Source organism: Stenotrophomonas sp. LGBM10 (assembly GCF_046736075.1).
GTDB lineage: Bacteria > Pseudomonadota > Gammaproteobacteria > Xanthomonadales > Xanthomonadaceae > Stenotrophomonas.
This window is the reverse complement of record NZ_CP177163.1, coordinates 3,893,023-3,912,395: the sequence shown is the minus strand read 5'-3', so window position 1 is coordinate 3,912,395 and position 19,373 is coordinate 3,893,023. Positions and strand designations below refer to the sequence as shown.

Genomic DNA, 19,373 nt, shown 5'->3' with positions numbered 1-19,373 from the left:
TCGTTGCGCATGAGCATTGAACGCAGCGCCCCGCGACGGGTAGCGATCATCGGTGGCGGGCCGGCAGGCCTGATGGCCGCCGAGACCGTGCGTGCCGCAGGGCATCAGGTGGACGTGTACGAAGCCAAGGGCTCGCCGGGGCGCAAGTTCCTGATCGCCGGCAAGGGCGGGTTGAACCTGACCCACTCCGATCCGCACGACCTGTTCGTGTCGCGCTACCGCGAGCGCGCGGCCGAAGTCGGCGACTGGCTCGCCGACTTCGATGCCGAGGCGCTGCGCGCTTGGGCGCTGGGCTTCGGCGTGGAGACCTATGTGGGCAGCTCGGGCCGGGTTTTCCCGGTGGATCGCAAAGCCGCCCCGCTGCTGCGGGGCTGGGTGCGGCGGCTCAAGGAACAGGGCGTGCGCCTGCATGTGCAGCACCGCTGGACGGGCTGGGATGCGCACGGCGACCTGTGCTTTGACACCCCGGACGGCACGCACACCGTGGCGGCCGATGCGGTGGTGCTGGCGATGGGCGGCGGCAGCTGGCCCCAGCTGGGCTCCGACGGTGTCTGGACGGTGCCGATGGCCGCGCGCGGCATCGACATCGCACCGTTGCAGCCGGCCAACTGCGGGTTCGATCTGGACTGGACCGCGTACTTCAGCGAACGCCAGGCCGGTGCCCCGTTGAAGCCGGTGGTGGCGCACTGGACCGACCTGCACGGCCAGCCGCGCTCCCTGCAGGGCGAGTGTGTGATCACCGCCAACGGCATCGAAGGCAGCCTGATCTATGCCCTGGCCGCCGACCTGCGCGATACCCTCGCCCGCGATGGGCAGGTGCAGCTGCAGCTGGACCTGCTGCCCGGCCAGACCGAGGCACAGGTGCTGGACAAGCTGCTGCGCCCGCGCCAGGGACGCAGCTTCGGCGAATACCTGCGCCGCCAGCTCGGCCTGGGTGGGGTCAAATCGGCGCTGCTGTTCGAAGTGCTGGGCAAGGATGCAGGGCAGTTGCCGCCCGAGCGGATTGCCGCAGCGCTCAAGCGCCTGCCGCTCTCGCCGCTGCGCCCGCGCCCGCTGGCCGAGGTGATCAGCACCGCCGGCGGCGTACGCCTGGAGGCGCTGGACGCGCAGTTGATGCTGCGCGACCTGCCAGGCACCTTCTGCGCCGGCGAAATGCTGGATTGGGAAGCCCCTACCGGCGGCTACCTGCTGACCGCCTGTTATGCCAGCGGACTGCGCGCCGGGCGCGGCGTGATCGATTACCTGGCGTAATGCCGGCCAGCGGCCGGCCTTACCCGCGCTGCATGCGCACCGAGGCCAGCGCTACACCGCTGGGATGCGCGTAGGCCTCTTCGCGCAGCGCCTGGAAGCCCGCACGCCGGTAGAACGGCACGGCGTTGAGCGAGGCTGACAACACCAGCGGGCGCAGCGGATCGCCCAGCGCCGCCAGTGCCTCCATCAGCGCCATGCCGATGCCCCGACCGCCCTGGTCGGGATCGACAAACAGCGCATCGATCTCATTGCCGGCCTGGTCGATCACGCCGTAGCCCAGCAGCGCGCCGTGCGCATCCTCGGCGACGATGCAGCCGCCCTGCCCGATCAGTGCGCGGTAGTGCGCCGGCGGAGGCGACGCCGCCCACGGCCCGATCACGTCCGGTGGATAGGCCGTGCTGCACAGCTCACGCACACAGCGTGTGCGCAGCGCCCACAGAACGTCGGCTTCGTCGGTCCGCCCACGGCGCAGTTGCATGCGCATCCTTCAACGTGACTTGCTGGCGCGCAACGCCTGGATGCGCGCGGGCGGCTGGAAGGAATCACTGCGCGCGTCGGCCCAGTAATCGTGGAACACCGCGTGGTCCGGCACCTGGCGCAGCAGCTCGCCGGGCGCGAGATAGCGGTACAGCGACGCCAGCGAGCGGATCTCCACCGGCGATACGCGCCGCAGGATGTGCTCCGGGCCCAGCTCGGCAGGATCGTTCAGGCCCGCCGCGCACAACAGGTCGCTCAGCGCGCGCAGTGTGTTCTCGTGGTAGTTGTGCACCCGCGACGCCTTGTCGGCCGCGTCCAGGTGACGCCAGCGATGCGGGTTCTGGGTGGCGATGCCGGTGGGGCATTTGTCGCTGTGGCAGCTCAGCGACTGGATGCAGCCCAGCGCGAACATGAAACCGCGACCGGCATTGCACCAGTCCGCCCCGAGCGCGATGGTGCGTGCGATCTCGAAGGCGCTGGTGACCTTGCCCGCCGCGCCAACCCGGATGCGATCGCGCAGGTCCAGGCCGACCAGGGTGTTGTGCACGAGCAGCAGGGCTTCGTGCATCGGTACGCCCACATGGTCGATGAACTCGGCCGGTGCCGCGCCGGTGCCGCCTTCGGCACCATCGACAACGATGAAGTCCGGCAGCAGGCCGGTTTCCTGCATGGCCTTGGCGATACCGAACCATTCCCACGGATGGCCGATGGCCAGCTTGAATCCCACCGGCTTGCCACCGGACAGCTCGCGCAGCCGCCCCACGAACTGCAGCAGTTCCACTGGCGTATTGAAGGCCGAATGCCGGGACGGCGACACGCAGTCCACGCCCATCGGCACGCCGCGCGTGATCGATATCTCCTCGCTGACCTTGGCCGCCGGCAACACGCCGCCGTGGCCGGGCTTGGCGCCCTGCGACAGCTTGATCTCGATCATCTTGACCTGATCGTGGGTGGCGTTGGCAACGAACTTCTCTTCGCTGAAACCGCCGGCTTCGTCGCGGCACCCGAAGTAGCCCGAGCCGATCTCCCAGACCAGGTCGCCGCCCATTTCCCGGTGGTACGGCGAGATCGAGCCCTCACCGGTGTCATGGTAGAAACTGCCGCGCCGCGCGCCTTCGTTGAGTGCGCGGATCGCGTTGGCCGAGAGCGAACCGAAGCTCATCGCCGAGATGTTGAACACACTGGCCGAGTACGGCTTGGCGCAGTTGGGGCCGATCAGGATGCGGAAGTCGTGGTGGCCGATCGAGGTCGGCGCAAGCGAATGGTTGATCCACTCGTAGTCCACCGCATAGGTGCTGCGCAGCGTGCCGAACGGCACCACGTCCATTTCGTTCTTGGACCGCTGGTAGATCAGCGCCCGCTGCTGGCGCGAGAACGGCACGTCCTCCAGGTCGCTCTGCACGAAGTACTGGCGGATCTCCGGACCGATCGATTCCAGCCCGTAGCGGAAGTGCGCCATCACCGGATAATTGCGACGCAGCGTGCTGCGCTTCTGCAGCAGGTCCCAGGTGCCGAGCACCGCCACGGCGGCCGTGATGCCCACGCCCCAGTACCAGGCGGGCCAGATGCCGGCGAGCCACAGGCAGACCGGGAAAAGCAGGATGGCGAGCAGGTAGACAAGATACCGGTGCATGGCGTTCCTCGAACCAAAAACGTCTTCGAGTCTACCCCCGGCGTGCTGCGCCGTCGCGCGGGCCCTGAAAAAACAATGGCCGCCGCCCGTGGAGAGTACGGACGACGGCCTGCAAAATGGTCCAGCTGCGGTTACTACCCTTTCAGACAGCCCCAGGGTGGTACCCCGCATGACTGATCACAGCTGGTAGGTGAAGCTTAGACAGTCAACCGTGATCATTGTGTTACGACCCCAGCGTGAGTGCGGCCGGCTCCAGTTCGCCATGTACCCCGGTCCACAGCTCCAGCAAGCGGGTGAACCCGACACTGCGGCCGTCCGCCGCGGGCGGCTCGATCACAAACCCCGCCCACGCGCCGTCGGCGATGCTGGCCAGCACTTCCGGTTCGATCGCCGCCGACGCCATCGTCCACCGCGGGAAGTTGCGGGCCGGAATCCGGGCGTGCAGCAGTTGGCGCAGATTGCGGTGGGTGCGCGAATTGAGCACCCGCTGGTAAACCGAATTGACGCCGTCGTCCGGACCTTCGAAGTACTGGAGAAAATGGTGGCCATCGAACATCAGCACGCCCGTCACCCCGGCGACCTTATTGAAGCTGCCGGCCGCCGCCAGTATCTGATCTATATCGGAAGCTTGAATCCCATCGACAGCGTCACTTACGTACGCAATCGCACACAGCGGCATGAAGGAGTATCCGAAGGAGTTTCCCTGACTATGCCATGAACGTTTATGCGTTGATAGATGACCTATGCGACACTCCCGACCGCCCCGCGCGTCAGAAAACCGTCGCAGCCGCTCAGGGAGTTTCCACCTCGTAACCCAGCCGGCGCAGGTCGTCGAGGTAGCCACCGGGTGCGAGCAGGGAAAACACCGGCACCACCGCAAACGTCACGGTATTGCGCTTCAGGGCATCGCGCGCGTGGCCCAGCCATTTCTCCTGCGCGCGCTGGTCCAGGTCGGTGAGGCCGCGGCGGCGGCCAAACTCGCTGCGCTCCACCGCGTCCACGCACGCACCGTACCGGCTCTGTACGGCCATCCGCTGCAGGGCATCGATGTCGCCCACCGACCATGCGTTCGCGCGCTCGACCAGGAGCGGCAGCTTGTTCTCCACCACGTCGAGGGTGCGCTCGAAGCACGCCACGTCGTCCATGCTGCTGCCGCGCACTTCCTTGAGCGCCTGGCGCGGGTCCTCGATGCGGATCACCAGCTGCGTCGATACCGGTGTGTGGCCGTGCGCCTTGGCCGCCTTGTCCAGCACCTCCGAGACCGCCGAACGCTGCTTGAGGCCCACCTTCTTCAACGCCTCACGGTACAGCTCGGCTGCCGCCACCAGTGGACGATCCTTCTCGATGCCGCCATCGCGGCCGATGTACCGCTTCTTCTGCACTTCCCAGCGCGCGTACAGCGCGGGCGGCAGCACCTCCTGCAGGCGACGCCCGTCCGGGCTGCGCGCGGCCTTCATCGCCGACGGCAACAGGGTCAGGCCCTTGAAGAAGCCAATGTCGGCGTCCAGCGTCCAGCCGGGGGCGGTCAACATCTGCTGCGCCTCGGCGACGACAGCTTCGACCTCGTCCGACCGCCACTCCAGCTTGGCCGGCAACGGGCTGACCGTGCCCAGGATCCACAGCGTGTGCCCGTCGCTCGACGACACCCTCCACAGCCCGGGACCGGGCTGCGCGCCGGAGACCAGCACCGGCGCCATGTCCACCACCGGCGGCGGCGACTGCGGCGACTGCGGCGACTGCGCATGCACCGCAGCCGTCCATGCCAGCAGCGCCCCCATCAGTGCCATCCCTGCACGTGTCGCCTTTGCCATGTTTCACGGTCCATGATGATGATGTGTGTCGCGCAGCGTAATGCGCCCGTGAAGGCACTGCGTAAAGTTTGCGTTCTGCGGCGCGCTGCCGTTCCCCGCGCATAATGGGGTTCGGGTTTACAGGAGAATGCGTCATCGATATCGCGCTTCGTGCCGCCGCGCTTGCCCGCCGTGCGCATGCCGACCAGGTCGATAAAGCCGGGCGTCCCTATATTGGCCATGTGGCCCGCGTCGCCGCGCGGGTGCACGGCGACCCGGATGCTGAAGCCGTGGCGTGGCTGCACGATGTGGTGGAGGATTGCCCGGACTTCGCCGAGGAGGTGGCCGCCTTTCCGGCGCCGATCGTGGCCGCGGTCCAGTGCCTGACCCGCCGCGATGGCCTCACGGCCGACGCCTACTACGCGGCCATCCGCGCCAATCCACTGGCCTTGAAGGTCAAGCTGGCCGACATCGCCGACAACCGCGACCCGGCACGCCTGGTGTACCTGCCCGACGCGGTGGCGCAGCGCCTGACGGAAAAATACGCGCACGCGCTGCACGCGCTGGGCGAGGGGCCGACGTAAGAACGCCCGCAGATGCGGGCGCCTTGATACCGCAATGCCGCTTGATCAGTCCTGGAGCGGCGGCTGCGAGGTCTCCAGTGGAATGCACGAGCCGGAGGGCCCGCATACCACCAGATTGCCATTGCCATCCACCCCGATGCAGATCGGGTTGCCCGTGCAGGGCGGCGGCGGCGGCGGGTCCGCGTGCAGCGTGGGTACGAACAGAACGGCGAATACCAGCGCGACCGCTGCCTTTCCAATCAACTTCCTCATCGATTGAACTCCGTTGTCGTCACTTCACTGTGACGCTCCCTTGTAGCACCGCGCCAGGGACCGGACAAGATAAATGCGTGATGCCCGCTGTGCCGGGCACGGAGTTTCGGTGGCTGGTGCCCGGAGCCGGAATCGAACCGGCATGGAGTTGCCCCCGGCGGATTTTAAGTCCGATGCGTCTACCAGTTTCGCCATCCGGGCCGCGGCCATAGGGTGCCTGATCGCGCCCGGATTTGGAATGCGCGCCGTTCAGATCGCGCGCGAATAGCGCACCGGCTGGTCGGGCCGGGCCAGATAGCGGTCGAAGCACATCGCGAGCAGCCGCAGCAGCGGCCGGCCGCGTCCGGTGGCGCGCACGATGCCGCCGTCGTGCTCGGCCAGGCCGTCCTGCTGCAGGGGCACCAGCGCGGCCAGGCCCTCGGCGAAGTAGGTGTCGAAATCCACGCCGTGGCGCGCGGCCACCGCGCGCCCATCCACCTCGCCCTGGCACATCAGCTGGCCGATCAGTTCGGCGCGCAGCGCATCGTCGGCGTCCAGCGCCAGGCCGCGCCATACCGGTATCTGCCCGGCATCCACGGCCTGTTCCCAGGCGGGCAGCTCACGCGGATTCTGGCTGTAGTGCGGGCCGATGTGGCTGATCGCGCTCGCGCCCAATCCGACCAGGTCGGTATCGGCGTGGGTGGTGTAGCCCATGAAGTTGCGGTGCAGCTGGCCGGCGCGCTGCGCGCGGGAGAGATCCTCGTCGGGCAGCGCGAAGTGGTCCATGCCGATGTACTGGTAACCGGCATCGCCCAGACGCTGCACGGCCAGGCCGAGCAGCGCCAGCTTCTGCTCCGGTGTCGGCAGGTCGGCGTCGGCGATCTGCCGCTGTGCCTTGAACAGGTGCGGCAGGTGCGCATAGCCGTACACCGCCAGCCGGTCGGGGCGCTCGCGCAGCACGGTTTCCAGGGTCTGTGCGAAGCCGGTCAGGGTCTGGCGGGGCAGCCCATAGATCAGGTCGACGTTGACCGACCGCAGCCCGTATGCGCGGCACGCCTGCAGGATCGCCAGTGTCGGTTCCACGCCCTGTTCGCGGTTGATCGCCTGCTGCACCTGCGGGTCGAAGTCCTGGATGCCCAGGCTGGCCCGGTTGAAGCCCAGCTCGGCGAGCACGGCGATATCCGCCGGCGCGATGAAGCGCGGATCGAGCTCGATCGAGAAATCGCGCGCGGCCGACGCGCTGAAACGGAAACGGCTGCGCAGACCGTCGATCAGCGCGCGCAGCTGCGCCGCATCTAGAAAGTTGGGCGTGCCGCCGCCAAGGTGCAGCTGGATCACCTCGCGCGCGGGATCGAACAACGGTGCGATGCGGTCGGCCTCGCGCAGCACGCGGGCGACGTAGGCCTCGCCCCTGCTGCGGTCGCGCGTGATCACCCGGTTGCAGCCGCAGTAGAAACACGGGCTGCTGCAGTACGGCACGTGCACGTACAGCGACAGCGCGCGCCCCGTGGCGTTGCTGGCGGCGATGGCCCCTTCCAGCGCGGCGGCGTCGAAACCATCGTGGAAATGCGGCGCAGCCGGATACGAGGTGTAGCGCGGGCCGGGACGGTCGTGGCGGCGCAGCAGTTCCGGGTCGAAGTGCCAGGCAAGGCCGGCAGCGGCGGGCGATGTCGTGTTCATGCCGCCAGCGTGCCCCGTGCCGGGCCCGGCCGCATTGCGCCAGATCAATCCAGCCGGGGCTGCCCCAGCATCGGCAGGCTCGGCCAATGCAGCATCTGGAAGCGCCGCCAGAACGTATCGGCGATGCGGGTGGCCACGTCATCGGCCAGGCGCTGCATGGGCGCATTGCCGCACTCGGCCGTGGTGATCCGGAACAGGCACAGCCAGCGGTCGAACAGATCGCGGTCCAGCTCCTTCATGGCCATGTGCTTGGGCATGGGGGCGCCCTTGAAGCGCCGCGTGCCGCGCAGCATCGCCGACCAGAAATCCACCAGCTGGGCCAGGTGCGCGTCCCAGTCGTCCACGCGTGCGGCAAACACCGGCGCCAGGCGCGGTTCGGCGCGCACCCGGGCGTAGAAGTCCTGCACCAGGCGGGTGACCTCGGCTTCGCTGCACAGCTCGGGCGCAGCAACGGGCAACGGGTTTTCGGACAGATCCAGCATGGGCGGCCAACAGGTGCGGACGGGAAGCAGGGTCGGGGTCGAGGGGGCTGGACGCCTTGATCAGGATCAATGTCGCCGGCACTGACCCCGCCTAGGCTGAGCGCACCTGCAGGATGCGCGCAGCGGCGTCCCCGACCTCCGGTGGCGCGAAGTATAGACGCGCCCTGCCCCTCTCTCCTGACCGGGGCCGCAATGTACGATCCGCACGACTCGCCCGACCCCGCCCGCCGGCAACGGCTGATCCAGCACTGGGGTGCCGTGCTGTGGCCCAGCTTCATCGCTGCGGGCCTGGCCAGCCTGGTGTTCTTCGCCTTCGTGGACCCGCTGCGGCTGCGCGAGATCAGCTTTCCCCAGCATGCGATCAGCCGCGAACTGGGTTATACCGTCGGCTTCTTCATGTTCTGGGGGGTGACCGCCGCCGCCAGCACGCTGACTGGCTTCCTGCTGCGGCCGCCGCGCCGCGACGACGACGATCTGCCGCTGGGATGAACATGCCGCGACGGGTTCCCCTGCACTTGGTGGACGCGGCACCGGCTCCGGCGCCTGCCCATCCCGGCCGTCGGCGTGCACCGCTGCGCTGGCGGCCGCTGTTGTCGCTGGCGCTGCTGGCGATCTTCTATGCCCTGCCGTGGCTGCGCTGGCGCGGCAGCCAGGCGCTGCTGCTGGACCTGCCTGCACGGCGTTTCGATCTGTTCGGCGTGACGCTGTGGCCGCAGGACGCCTGGGTGGTGCTGGGCGCGCTGGCGGTGCTGGCCACCGGCCTGGTGCTGCTGACCAACGTCGGCGGCCGGCTGTGGTGCGGGTACGGGTGCCCGCAGACACTGTGGAGCCGCCTGTTCGGCTGGATCGACCGCGCCACCGCACGCGCGGTGCCCTGGCCTGGGGCCGCGCGGGTGATCCGGCACGTGTTGTGGGCGGCCGTGGCGCTATGGACCGGCATCACCTTCGTGGGCTTCTTCACCCCTGTCGATACGCTGGTCGCCACGCTGTGGCAGCCCGCATGGAGCAGCTGGGAGCGGTTCTGGGTGCTGTTCTATGCGCTTGCCACCTGGGGCAATGCGGGCTTCCTGCGCGAACAGGTGTGCCGCCATCTGTGCCCGTACGCGCGGGTGCACGCGGTGTTCTGCGACGACGACACCCCGCGCATGCAGTACGACGCGCGCCGCGGCGAACCGCGGGGTCCCCGGCTGCCCGGCCAGGGCGGCGTGATCGAACGCGGCCGCGGCCTGCTCGACCCGGTCAGCGCCAGCGACTACGCCTTCCGCGCCGCGCATGCCGACATCGCCGGCCCGATGCCGCACTTCAGCGCCGACCGGCTCGGCGACTGCATGGACTGCGCCGCATGCGTGCGCGCCTGCCCGATGGGGCTGGACATCCGCTCCGGTCCGCAACCCGACTGCATCGCCTGTGGCGCCTGCGTGGATGCCTGCAACCGGCAGATGCGCGAGTGGCGGTTCCCGCAGGGACTGATCCGCTACGTGAGCCCGCGTCGCGCCCTGCAGCAGCGGCCGCGCTGGTGGCGTCCGCGCACGCTCGCGGCGAGCGCATGCCTGGTGGCGCTGCTCTGCATCGGTTGGCAATGGTGGTGAGTTCCCCTGCGCTCCGGACTCCCCCGTCCGGTGGTCAACGTGCGCGCGGGCGCCCCGGGCTGCGCGGCGGCACCATCTGTGCGCGACGCACGATACCCAGTTGTTCGATGATCAGGGCCAGTTCGTTGGTCACCCGCGTACGCGAGGTGCCCTGTGGCACCAGGCGGTCGAGCACCCGCTGGTACGTCGTCCAGAATTCCGGACCGCAGCCATGTTTCACATAGCTGGCTTCCAACTCGGTCCGCACTCCCTCAGCCAAGCCATGTGCGCCGTATTGCATACGACCTCCGGTGGACTTGCCCTGCGTGGTGTCGATAAACCGCGTGATTGCGCCGTAGACGTACGTTTCACCCCTGGTTCACCCCAAGCTTGCACGGTCTTCGCGCCACGTCAATGGCCGCGACAGTCCCCGCAGCAATACGCCTGAACCGTTCAGGATGATCCGTCAGCCCAGCGCCATCATCTCCCCTGATCGTTGACAGCGGTATGTCAGCCCCGTGGCCCACGCCGCCACGGTACGGGCGGCCAACGCAGAAGGTCCGGTCACGACGATGCCCAGCGGGGCGTCACGCGCAGGGAGCGACCAGGGAGAGTCGGATGCGCGCCGGAGGCCGGCGCATGGGATGGTGCGCCGACGGGGATACGCTACCGGCCGGCAGGCACATGCTCCATCGGACACGGACGAATCTGCGGGCGCGCTGCCACCGTCCGTGCACTACCGCGCGTACTGATCCAGCAGCGACGGCGGCACGTGCGGTGCGACGACCTGCACCAGCAGCCCCATGCCGGCGGTCACCGCAGGGCCCTGATGCAGGTGGTGTGCGAACCCCAGCCAGTCGCCGGTACTCAACTGCCGGATCAGACTGGGCTCGACACCGAGCCAGCGCATGCCCCAGTACGGAAAGGCACGGCTGGAGACGTGGCCGCGCGCAAGTTCAACCAGGTGCTCATGGCTGCGCGCCTGCAGCACCCGTTCGTACACCGCCGACACACCGTCATCGGGCCCTTCGAAGTACTGCAGGAAGCGGCCGCCGTCGTACAGCAGCACGCCGGTGACCCCGGCCACGCCATTGAAGCGTGTGGCGTCCTCGACCAGTGTCTCCAGCGCAGCGGTGGAGAGGTCGGAACGTGCCTCACTGACATAGGCGATCGCACGCAGGGGCATCGGGTGTATCCAGGTTGAAGCAGAGCATCATGCTGGCACGATTCCCGCCACGGGAAGCAGGCGGCGTCTGAAGCGTTCATACCGACAGGATCGGCAAAGCCCTGCGCACACGGAGCACGGGAAGACGCGCGCAGGCTACTGCGCGCCCGGGGCGATGCGCGCGCCGCCTGCGGTACGTGCGGTGTCCTCAAGCGCGTCAGCGGTGGTTCTGCGAACCGGCAGGCGGAAGTCGAGCGAACTGCGGTCGTCCAGAATCAGCCGCACGGTGAGCACGGTGCGCCCGTCACGGTCTGGCGTGTAGGTCGGGACATGGCTGGCCTCCACCATCTCGGCCAGTACCGCATCGCCAACGATCGCGCGCACCACGTCGGTGTCGCCAAGCCGTGATTCGAGCTGCGCCTTCAGGTTGTTGTCGGACAGCACATCGCCCGCCGATTTCCCCGTAGCCGCGGCAACCTGCAGGCGTTCGACGGAAATTTCGTAGCGCGGCGTGGGGCGTTCAGCACCGCCCGAAGCGCCGGCTGGCATCGACAGGCCGGCAACAGCCAGGGCAACCATGATGTCCAGCACACCCATGCAGCACTCCTGTTCAACGCGTGGTGCCCCTGAGCGTACAACCTGTACGCATCGCGCAGACAACAAAAAGCCCGCTTTTGGCGGGCTGATCGTTTGAATCAAGATGGAGGCCTGGGTCGGAATTGAACCGGCGTACGCGGATTTGCAGTCCGCTGCATGACCACTCTGCCACCAGGCCGGTGACCCTATATGACAAGACCCCGAGAACGGGGCCTGGTCAGGATTTGGAGCGGGAAACGAGACTCGAACTCGCGACCTCAACCTTGGCAAGGTTGCGCTCTACCAACTGAGCTATTCCCGCAAAATCAGGCGCATATGTTACCGAAACCGCGAGTAACACACCAGCCTTTTCACACTTTATTTCACATCCGCAACGACCGGGCCGCTCAGGATGCCCGCGTGCCATCGCGGAGAAAAACAAGGCCCCAAGGGGGCCCTGTCGAAATATGGAGCGGGAAACGAGACTCGAACTCGCGACCTCAACCTTGGCAAGGTTGCGCTCTACCAACTGAGCTATTCCCGCAGACTTTCGCCTGCCCCGACCGCATCACACCCGGGGGTGTTGGAGGCTGCCGGCCCCTCGACCTGCGTCGAAGGAGCGCTATTGTGTCGGGATTCCTTCACGCCGTCAACATGCTTGTTCAGCCGGTGTGGAATGGCCGCGTTCACCGTGAACCGCCCTCACACGCGCATGCCGCGTCGATGGAAATAGATCTGTTCGGCCACCCGCCGCATCACACCCGACTGCAGGGCCAGATCCAGCGGCCAGTCCATCTGCAGATGGTCCATCGCCCAGCGCAGAACCCGCTTGGCCCGGAACCGCGGTGCTGCGCCGGCGGCAACGCCCTCCGCTGCCGGCCCCTGCCCGCGCAGATGCAGCGCGACTGCATCGCCCACGGTCCATCCATGCCGCCACGAGGAATGAATGCCGCCGGCCGACAGCGGCGAGACGATGCCGGCCGCGTCGCCGGTCAGGATCACGCCGGGCGCGGTGATCGGGCCGTCCGGCAGCCCGCACGGCACCAGGCCGGCGCGGGTAGCGCTGGCCTGGGCGGTGGCGGGCAGGCCGACCACGTCGCGGACGTGCGCCAGGAAGCCGTCCCGGTCCGGCTGCCGCGCCCGCGCGGGATCGTGGCGCAGTGCCAGCCCGACCTGCACGCCGGTCGGGTTCTGCGCGACCCAGCCGATGTAGCCGGGCGCGAAGCGCCGGCTCGCAAAACAGTGCAGCGCGCCGGCCTCGGGCAACACCACGCCGGCAAACTCCTGCTCCACGCCATAGAGATGGTCCCGCACCCGGCCCAGCCCGGTGCGCTCCGCCACGCGCGAGGTGGCGCCGTCGGCACCGACCAGATAGCGGGTGCGCCCCACGCCCTCCACCTGCCAGCCCACGCCCTCGCGCCGCGCATGGGTGAACGACTGACCCAGGCGCAGCGCCACCCCGCTGGCACGCAGTTCGCTGGCCAGCCAGCGCAGCAGGTTCGGCGTATCGGTGGTCATGAAGTAATAGCCCGGCGCGGCCAGCAGCACGCTGCGCAGGCACGGGGCATACATACGCACGTGCTCCACCCGCTGCATCAGTGCATCGGGCACGCGTCGCAGCCAGGTCTGCTCGATCGCCTCCTTCACGATGATCCCGGTGGTATGCAGGCGCGCACCGGGATCGGCCTTGCGCTCGAGTACGCACACACGCAGGCCGTACTGGGCAGCCGCCAGCGCGCAGGCTGCGCCGGCAAAGCTGGCGCCGACCACGACCAGGTCCCAGTCGTCGGCGGAAGAAGCGGTTTGCATTGGTGGCGTGGTCCTGCGCAGGCGAGATGTGCAGGATCGAGGTCGCCGGCGGAGCGGCCATGAAGTACCGGTGAAGCGGGTATGAAGCGACACGCCCGCAGCGGGCCGCATGGCCCCCATGTGACAATCCGCGCCATGAAACGCCTTCTCACCCGGCTACTGGGCCTGTGCACCGCCGTGGCCGCGGCAGGTGCCTGCTGCCCTGCCTTGGCTGCACCGCCGCCCCTCAGCCTGCCACTGGCGGACGGCAGCGGTGCACGCCTGCGCATCGACGGTGCCACCGGCAGCGCCCAGCTGCTGTCCGCTGCGGGCACGACCGTTCTGCGGGTAAATCCGACACTGCGCGATGCGCTGACCCGTTCGGACACGCTGTTCGCGGTGGGCCGCCACGCCACCGCGACCGAGCCGGACACCAGCCTGGTGCTGTTCATCAGCGCCGCGTCGCGTCCCGGCATGCCGATGGGCTACTGCGGCGCGGGTCAGGAAGATGGGCTGTTGCTGCTTGCGGTGCGCAACGGCGCGCTGGTCCAACTCGACCTCGTGATGCTGCAGAGCTGCCTGGATTCGATCGACATGGCCATCGATCTGGCCGACGGCCCCGCCAGTGCGTTCCATCCTCTGCCGGCACCGTGGCTGATGAGCTTTGCGGCCCTCCAGGAGGACACGCTCGTCCAGCGCTGCGTGGGCATTGATGACGAACGCCTGAGGCTGGAGGACGATTGCGCTGCGGCGTCGCGCACGACGCCGTAAGGGTGCCTGTCAAAGCCAACGGCAGAAACAGAAAAAGCGACCTTCCGGTCGCTTTTTCTGTTGGTGTCCAGTGCGATGAATCGCCTTGAAAACCGATATCTGGAGCGGGAAACGAGACTCGAACTCGCGACCTCAACCTTGGCAAGGTTGCGCTCTACCAACTGAGCTATTCCCGCTTGGGAGGCGAAATTCTACAGCCAAACGCGGTGCTGTCAACAGCCCTCAGCCATTCTTTTTTGCCTTGGCGCTTTCACGCGCGGCACGTTCGTCTTCACGCAGGCTCGGCCAGGCCGCATGCAGGTACTGCAGGCCCGAGAACAGCGTCAGCACGGCAGCGATCGCCAGCGTCCAGTCGCCGATGTGGAACACCACTTCGCCCATCCATATCTCGCGCATCGGCGTATGCGGCGCCACCGAGTACAGCAGGCACAGCAATGCCACCATCTGCGCGGTGGTCTTGATCTTGCCGATCAGAGCGACGCGCACCTTGGCACGCTGGCCGATCTCGGCCATCCACTCGCGCAGCGCCGACACGGCGATTTCGCGGCCGACTATCACGGCCGCCCAGAACGCCATCCACGGCGTGGGATGGCCCTGCACGATCAGGAACAGCGCCACGGCCACCATCAGTTTGTCCGCGACCGGGTCGAGGAAGGCGCCGAACGCCGAGGCCAGGTCGTAGCGGCGCGCGATCCAGCCGTCCAGCCAATCGGTCAATGCCGCCAGGCCGAAGATCGCCGCGGAGGCGAAATTGGTCCACTTGTAGGGGAGGTAGAACACCAGCACCAGTACCGGGATCATCACGATCCGCAGCAGGGTCAGCCAGGTGGGGAGGGTCAACTTCATTGCGTCTCTCTACTCGCCCGCCGCGTCGGGCGTGGGCAGTCCATGAAGGTTAGCGTAGATGCGTGCAGCGAGGGCGTCATTGATGCCCTCCACTTTCGCGATTTCCGCCTCGCCGGCCGCTTTGAGGCCGACCAGACCGCCGAAATGCTTGAGCAGGCTGGCGCGGCGGCGCGGGCCGATACCGGCGATATCCTCCAGCTTGCTGGTCATCCGCGCCTTCTGGCGACGGCCGCGGTGGCCGGTGATGGCGAAGCGATGGGCTTCATCGCGCACCTGCTGGATGAACTGGAGGGCCGGCGACGCCGCGCCGGGGCGCAGTTCGCGGCCGTCCGGCAGGACCAGCGCCTCGTGCCCTGCCCTGCGTTCCACGCCCTTGGCCACGCCGACCAGCATCACCCCTTCCACGCCCAGATCGGCCAGGGCCGCCTGGGCCTGGCCCAGCTGGCCTGCGCCACCATCGATCAACAGCAGGTCCGGCAGCACGCCGTCCTCTTCCACCGCACGGCGGAAGCGGCGGTCGATGGCCTGGCGCATCGCGGCGTAATCATCGCCCGGCTCGATGCCGCTGATGTTGAAACGGCGGTACTGGCTGCGTACCGGACCGCTGGCATCGAACACCACGCACGACGCCACCGTGGCCTCGCCCATCGTGTGGCTGATGTCGAAACACTCCACGCGTTTGACCTGCTCGGCCAGCCCCAGCATCTTCCGCAGGTCTTCGCTGCGCGCGTGCTGGGCGCTGCGGCTGGTAAGTTCGCTGACCAGGGTGATCTGCGCGTTGCGGCTGGCCAGTTCGACATAGCCGGCGCGCTCGCCGCGCACGTTCCAGCGCAGCTGCACCTTGTGTTCGGCCGAGGCCGACAGCGCCGATTCGATCAGGCTGGCATCGGGAATTTCGCGGTCGAGCAGGATCTCGCGGGGCGGCGAATGTTCTGCGTAGTACTGCGAAACAAACGCGCCGAGCACCTCGTCGGCGCTTTCCTCGCCGTTGGTGCGCGGATAGAACGGCCGCGTGCCCAGGTTGCGGCCGTCACGGAAGGCCAGCAGCATCACGCAGGCGTTGGCGCCCTGCGTGGCGCAGGCGAGCACGTCCAGGTCGGCGGCGCGGCCGTCCACGTACTGGCGGGTCTGCATGCTGCGCAGCGCGGTGATGAGGTCGCGCAGGCGCGCGGCCTGCTCGAACTCCAGCGCCTCGCTGGCCGCCTGCATCTGCGTGCCCAGTTCGCGCGCGAGCTGGTCGCTCTTGCCTTCCAGGAACATCGAGGCGCGGCGCACCGACTCGGCGTAGTCGTCAGCCGCCACCAGGTCCACGCACGGCGCGCTGCAGCGCCCGATCTGGTACTGCAGGCAGGGCCGCGAGCGGTTGCGGAACACGCTGTCCTCGCAGCTGCGCAGCTTGAACAGCTTGTGCATCAGGTTGAGCGTGTCGCGCACGGCGGTCACGCCCGGGTAAGGGCCGTAATAGCGCCCGGGTACTGCGCGCGGCCCCCGGTGCAGCGCGATGCGCGGCCAGTCCTCGCGGGTCAGCAGCACGTGCGGGTAGGTCTTGTCGTCGCGCAGGGAGACGTTGTAGCGCGGCGACAGCGACTTGATCAGCTGGTTTTCCAGCAGCAGCGCCTCGGCCTCCGAGCGCGTCACAGTCACATCCATGCGCGCGACCTGCGACAGCATCGACATGATCCGCGTGGACTTGGGCGTGCCGTTGAAATAGCTGCCCACGCGGTTGCGCAGCGCGCGCGCCTTGCCGACGTACAGCAGCGTGTCGTCGGCGGCATACATGCGGTACACGCCGGGGGCGGTGCTCAGGTGGGCCGCGAATGCCTTGCCGTCGAAGGCGGGGGCGGAAGAAACGGTCATTCGCTGATCGGGACGTCGCTCAGAACGCCACTGACCGGATCGAATCGCAGGACGGCATGGGCATCGGTCTCGGCGATCCACACCGCCCCGCCGCCCAGTGCCAGCCCGGCCGGTGCGTGCAGGCGGCGCGGCAGCTCCAGCGTGCTCAGCTCGCCGCCGCCCAGGCGCAGCGTGCGCAGGCGCCCGTTACCGGTATCGGCGATCCACAGCAGCGGCGCATCCGGGCTCAGCGCGATCGCCTGCGGGTACTGCAGGCGCGCGCTGACACGCGGACCATCCTCGTCGCCGAACGACCACATGCCCTGCCCGACCAGGGTCTGCACCAGGTCGCCATGCAGCTGCATCGCGCGGATCGACGACCCCAGCGCATCGCACACATACAGCGCCTGCTGCACGGCGGCCAGCGAAGTGGGCTGTGCGAAGGCGGACATGTGTCCACCGCCGTCGCGCTCTTCGATGACGCCCGAACCGGCCCGCCACCTCAGCGCGCGCTGGCCGAGGTGGTAGCTCCAGATGCGGTTGTCGCCGGCCATGCCGATGTGGATCTGGTTGTCGGACACGGCCAGGCCCTGGGGATGGTTCAGGGCGGTGCGGCGCGGATCGGCGATGGGGCCCTCGGTCGGCTCCCCTGGCCGGCCGGTGCCGCACAGCGTGTCGACCTGGCCGGAAATCAAATGGATGCGGCGCAGCGCATGGTTGCCGGTGTCGGCCACATACAGCCACTCACGCTCCAGGGCCAGACCCTGCGGACGGTTGAACGCGGCTTCTGCGGGACCTCCGTCCATGAAATCGGCGGTGCCCAGCCCAAACTGGCGCAGCACCCTCCCGCCGTGGCTGCACTCGAGCACACGATGGTGGCCGGTGTCGGCGATGTACAGGCGCTCGGTGGTCACCGCCAGCCCGGTCGGGAAACACAGCGGCAGGCGCGGCTCGGGATGCAGTTCCAGGCGCACGTTGAGCTCGTTGTCGAACGGCCGCGTGGCCCCCTCGCACAGCCCGTTGAGGGTGCGCTCCAGCTCACCACCGAGGCCGACCAGGCGCTCGCGCTCGCGCCCCTGGGCATCCAGCAGCACCAGCGTGGGCCACGCGGTGACGTTGAAGCGCCGCCAGCCGTCCCAGTCCGCATCCAGCAGCGCCGGTGCGGTCAGGCCCTGGCGCCGCAGCAGCTTGAGCGACTGCACGGGATCACGTTCGCAGTCGAAGCGCGGCACCTGGAGCACCAGCAGCTGCAGTTTGCCGGGATTGCGCGACTGCCACTGCGCCAGTTCGGCCAGGCGCTGCGCGCACCACACCGAAGCGGCATTGACGAAGGCAAGCACCACCGGCCGGCCCTGCAGTTCGGCCAGGGTGGTCGGCGGGGCGTTGAGCCAGGTGGCGAACTCGGGGAGATCCTGGACGGGCTGGACGTTCATGCCCCGATTATGCCGGAGTCGGCGTCATGCAACAGTCGTGCCACGGTCGCCTGGGCGGCCGTGTCGACCAGGGCCCAGACCTGCTCGAAATGATCCTCGCCACCGGTGTACGGGTCCGGGATCGATGCCGGGGTGTCGATTCCGGCCCACGGCAGCCACAGCGACAGGCGTGCCTGCCCGGCGGCGGAGGCCAGCCGCGCGGCATCGCGCAGGTTGTTGGCATCGGCGCAGAAGACGTGGTCGAAGCGGTCGAAATCCCCGCGCTGCAGCTGTCGCGCGCGCAGGCCCGCAATATCCACGCCATGCCGTGCGGCACAGGCGATGGCACGGCGATCCGGCGGCTCGCCAACGTGCCAGTCGCCGGTGCCGGCCGAGTCCACGCTGACCCGGCCCGACAGCGGCGACATCGCCAGGCGTGCGCGCAACGCACCCTCGGCCATCGGCGAGCGGCAGATGTTGCCCAGGCACACCATCAACACCTTCACGCCTGCGCGCTCCACCACGCCTCCGCGCGGTCGAGGTCCTCGGGCGTGTCGATGCCCGGCGGGAAAACGGCCGGCGACAACGCGACGGTCAGCCGGTGGCCAGCCTCCAGTACGCGCAGCTGTTCGAGCGATTCCAGGTGCTCCAGCGTGCCCGGCGGCAGCGCGGCGAACTGGCGCAGGAACCCGGCGCGGTAGCCGTAGATGCCGATATGGCGCAGCCAGTGCGGTCCGGAGAGGGTCTGCCGCGACTGCGCGAAAGCGTCGCGATGCCACGGAATGGGCGCCCGGCTGAAGTACAGCGCATCGAGATTCCCGCGACGCACCACCTTGACCACGTTCGGGTCGAACAGCGTGTCAGCGTCCTCGATGGGGGTCGCCAGGGTGGACATCACCGCACCGCTGCAGACCAGCGCCTCGGCCACGGCGCGGATACCCTCGGCGGGCGCGAAGGGCTCGTCGCCCTGCAGGTTGACCACCACGGTATCGTCGTCCCAGCCTGCCTGCTGGGCACATTCGGCGAGGCGGTCGGTACCCGACACATGATCGCCGGCGGTCATCGCCACGCGCACGCCGTCCAGCCCCGCCAGTGCCGAAGCGATGCGCGCATCATCCGTGGCGACCCACACCTCGCGCGCGCCGGCCAGCAGCGCGCGTTGTGCCACCCGCAGGACCATCGGCTCCCCGCCGATCAGGCGCAGTGGCTTGCCGGGCAGGCGGGTGGACGCGTAGCGCGCGGGGATGGCGACGACGAAATCGATGGGAGCACTCATGGAGAAC

General features: G+C 68.4%; 21 protein-coding genes and 5 tRNA genes. 5 read left to right on the top strand and 21 right to left on the bottom strand.

The features are described 5' to 3' along the window. The first annotated feature begins 9 nt into the window (after nt 1–9). Nucleotides 10–1,251, top strand: coding sequence for a TIGR03862 family flavoprotein (locus ACLB90_RS17100; RefSeq protein ID WP_411850581.1), 1,242 nt, complete (start codon nt 10–12; stop codon nt 1,249–1,251). A gap of 19 nt (nt 1,252–1,270) precedes the next feature. Here the strand turns inward: ACLB90_RS17100 and ACLB90_RS17095 are convergent, their stop codons facing one another. The 4 genes from ACLB90_RS17095 to ACLB90_RS17080 all read right to left on the bottom strand — a co-directional run bounded on the left by ACLB90_RS17095 (nt 1,271) and on the right by ACLB90_RS17080 (nt 5,172). Continuing rightward, nucleotides 1,271–1,729, bottom strand: a complete 459-nt coding sequence (locus ACLB90_RS17095) for a GNAT family N-acetyltransferase (protein ID WP_411850580.1) — start codon at nt 1,727–1,729, stop codon at nt 1,271–1,273. A 9-nt stretch (nt 1,730–1,738) separates the two neighbouring features. After that, complete coding sequence (locus ACLB90_RS17090) at nt 1,739–3,361, bottom strand: FMN-binding glutamate synthase family protein (RefSeq protein WP_411850579.1); 1,623 nt, start codon at nt 3,359–3,361, stop codon at nt 1,739–1,741. Nucleotides 3,362–3,584: 223 nt separating this feature from the next. Next, nucleotides 3,585–4,040: a BLUF domain-containing protein gene (locus ACLB90_RS17085; protein WP_411850578.1), complete on the bottom strand. Its 456-nt coding sequence runs from the start codon at nt 4,038–4,040 to the stop codon at nt 3,585–3,587. Nucleotides 4,041–4,152: 112 nt separating this feature from the next. After that, complete coding sequence (locus ACLB90_RS17080) at nt 4,153–5,172, bottom strand: TraB/GumN family protein (protein ID WP_411850577.1); 1,020 nt, start codon at nt 5,170–5,172, stop codon at nt 4,153–4,155. A 104-nt stretch (nt 5,173–5,276) separates the two neighbouring features. Here ACLB90_RS17080 and ACLB90_RS17075 point away from each other — a divergent pair, with 104 nt between their 5' ends. Further along, nucleotides 5,277–5,735, top strand: coding sequence for an HD domain-containing protein (locus ACLB90_RS17075; protein ID WP_411850576.1), 459 nt, complete (start codon nt 5,277–5,279; stop codon nt 5,733–5,735). A gap of 45 nt (nt 5,736–5,780) precedes the next feature. Here the strand turns inward: ACLB90_RS17075 and ACLB90_RS17070 are convergent, their stop codons facing one another. The 4 genes from ACLB90_RS17070 to ACLB90_RS17055 form a co-directional block, all read right to left on the bottom strand. Next, complete coding sequence (locus ACLB90_RS17070; protein WP_411850575.1) at nt 5,781–5,987, bottom strand: hypothetical protein; 207 nt, start codon at nt 5,985–5,987, stop codon at nt 5,781–5,783. A gap of 114 nt (nt 5,988–6,101) precedes the next feature. Then, nucleotides 6,102–6,188 (bottom strand) — tRNA-Leu (locus ACLB90_RS17065). Between the two features lie 48 nt (nt 6,189–6,236). Further along, a complete protein-coding gene (hemN, locus tag ACLB90_RS17060; protein ID WP_411850574.1) occupies nt 6,237–7,646 on the bottom strand; it encodes an oxygen-independent coproporphyrinogen III oxidase in 1,410 nt (469 codons plus the stop codon). Nucleotides 7,647–7,690: 44 nt separating this feature from the next. Next, nucleotides 7,691–8,128, bottom strand: coding sequence for a group III truncated hemoglobin (locus ACLB90_RS17055; protein WP_411850573.1), 438 nt, complete (start codon nt 8,126–8,128; stop codon nt 7,691–7,693). Nucleotides 8,129–8,320: 192 nt separating this feature from the next. Here ACLB90_RS17055 and ACLB90_RS17050 point away from each other — a divergent pair, with 192 nt between their 5' ends. Together ACLB90_RS17050 and ACLB90_RS17045 are read left to right on the top strand one after the other, a co-directional pair. Then, complete coding sequence (locus tag ACLB90_RS17050; RefSeq protein WP_411850572.1) at nt 8,321–8,617, top strand: hypothetical protein; 297 nt, start codon at nt 8,321–8,323, stop codon at nt 8,615–8,617. Nucleotides 8,618–8,619: 2 nt separating this feature from the next. Then, nucleotides 8,620–9,717, top strand: coding sequence for a 4Fe-4S dicluster domain-containing protein (locus ACLB90_RS17045; RefSeq protein WP_411852784.1), 1,098 nt, complete (start codon nt 8,620–8,622; stop codon nt 9,715–9,717). Nucleotides 9,718–9,751: 34 nt separating this feature from the next. On the opposite strand, the gene ACLB90_RS17040 is transcribed toward ACLB90_RS17045, so the two are convergent. The 7 genes from ACLB90_RS17040 to ACLB90_RS17010 all read right to left on the bottom strand — a co-directional run bounded on the left by ACLB90_RS17040 (nt 9,752) and on the right by ACLB90_RS17010 (nt 13,246). Beyond that, nucleotides 9,752–9,997, bottom strand: coding sequence for a hypothetical protein (locus ACLB90_RS17040; protein ID WP_136006325.1), 246 nt, complete (start codon nt 9,995–9,997; stop codon nt 9,752–9,754). Between the two features lie 435 nt (nt 9,998–10,432). Continuing rightward, nucleotides 10,433–10,882 (bottom strand): BLUF domain-containing protein, encoded by a 450-nt coding sequence (locus ACLB90_RS17035; protein WP_411850571.1) that lies wholly within the window; start codon nt 10,880–10,882, stop codon nt 10,433–10,435. A 135-nt stretch (nt 10,883–11,017) separates the two neighbouring features. After that, nucleotides 11,018–11,458: a hypothetical protein gene (locus ACLB90_RS17030; protein WP_411850570.1), complete on the bottom strand. Its 441-nt coding sequence runs from the start codon at nt 11,456–11,458 to the stop codon at nt 11,018–11,020. Nucleotides 11,459–11,562: 104 nt separating this feature from the next. Beyond that, a tRNA-Cys gene (locus tag ACLB90_RS17025) sits at nt 11,563–11,636 on the bottom strand. A 47-nt stretch (nt 11,637–11,683) separates the two neighbouring features. Beyond that, a tRNA-Gly gene (locus ACLB90_RS17020) sits at nt 11,684–11,759 on the bottom strand. Nucleotides 11,760–11,905: 146 nt separating this feature from the next. Next, nucleotides 11,906–11,981 (bottom strand) — tRNA-Gly (locus ACLB90_RS17015). Between the two features lie 158 nt (nt 11,982–12,139). Further along, nucleotides 12,140–13,246 (bottom strand): NAD(P)/FAD-dependent oxidoreductase, encoded by a 1,107-nt coding sequence (locus ACLB90_RS17010; RefSeq protein WP_411850569.1) that lies wholly within the window; start codon nt 13,244–13,246, stop codon nt 12,140–12,142. Nucleotides 13,247–13,327: 81 nt separating this feature from the next. Here ACLB90_RS17010 and ACLB90_RS17005 point away from each other — a divergent pair, with 81 nt between their 5' ends. Continuing rightward, nucleotides 13,328–13,996: a hypothetical protein gene (locus ACLB90_RS17005; RefSeq protein WP_411850568.1), complete on the top strand. Its 669-nt coding sequence runs from the start codon at nt 13,328–13,330 to the stop codon at nt 13,994–13,996. Between the two features lie 100 nt (nt 13,997–14,096). Here the strand turns inward: ACLB90_RS17005 and ACLB90_RS17000 are convergent. The 6 genes from ACLB90_RS17000 to kdsB form a co-directional block, all read right to left on the bottom strand. Further along, nucleotides 14,097–14,172, bottom strand: a tRNA-Gly gene (locus ACLB90_RS17000). Between the two features lie 46 nt (nt 14,173–14,218). Further along, a complete protein-coding gene (gene pgsA, locus ACLB90_RS16995) occupies nt 14,219–14,842 on the bottom strand; it encodes a CDP-diacylglycerol--glycerol-3-phosphate 3-phosphatidyltransferase (protein WP_411850567.1) in 624 nt (207 codons plus the stop codon). 9 nt (nt 14,843–14,851) lie between these two features. Then, nucleotides 14,852–16,699, bottom strand: a complete 1,848-nt coding sequence (gene uvrC, locus ACLB90_RS16990; protein ID WP_411850566.1) for an excinuclease ABC subunit UvrC — start codon at nt 16,697–16,699, stop codon at nt 14,852–14,854. Further along, a complete protein-coding gene (locus tag ACLB90_RS16985) occupies nt 16,696–18,111 on the bottom strand; it encodes a hypothetical protein (RefSeq protein ID WP_411850565.1) in 1,416 nt (471 codons plus the stop codon). The genes uvrC and ACLB90_RS16985 overlap by 4 nt, the downstream gene beginning before the upstream one ends. Then, nucleotides 18,108–18,596, bottom strand: a complete 489-nt coding sequence (locus ACLB90_RS16980) for a low molecular weight protein-tyrosine-phosphatase (protein WP_411850564.1) — start codon at nt 18,594–18,596, stop codon at nt 18,108–18,110. The genes ACLB90_RS16985 and ACLB90_RS16980 overlap by 4 nt, the downstream gene beginning before the upstream one ends. Continuing rightward, the gene (gene kdsB, locus ACLB90_RS16975; RefSeq protein ID WP_411850563.1) at nt 18,593–19,366 is read right to left on the bottom strand and encodes a 3-deoxy-manno-octulosonate cytidylyltransferase; all 774 of its coding nucleotides are present in this window, start codon (nt 19,364–19,366) and stop codon (nt 18,593–18,595) included. The genes ACLB90_RS16980 and kdsB overlap by 4 nt, the downstream gene beginning before the upstream one ends. Between the last annotated feature and the right edge of the window lie 7 nt (nt 19,367–19,373).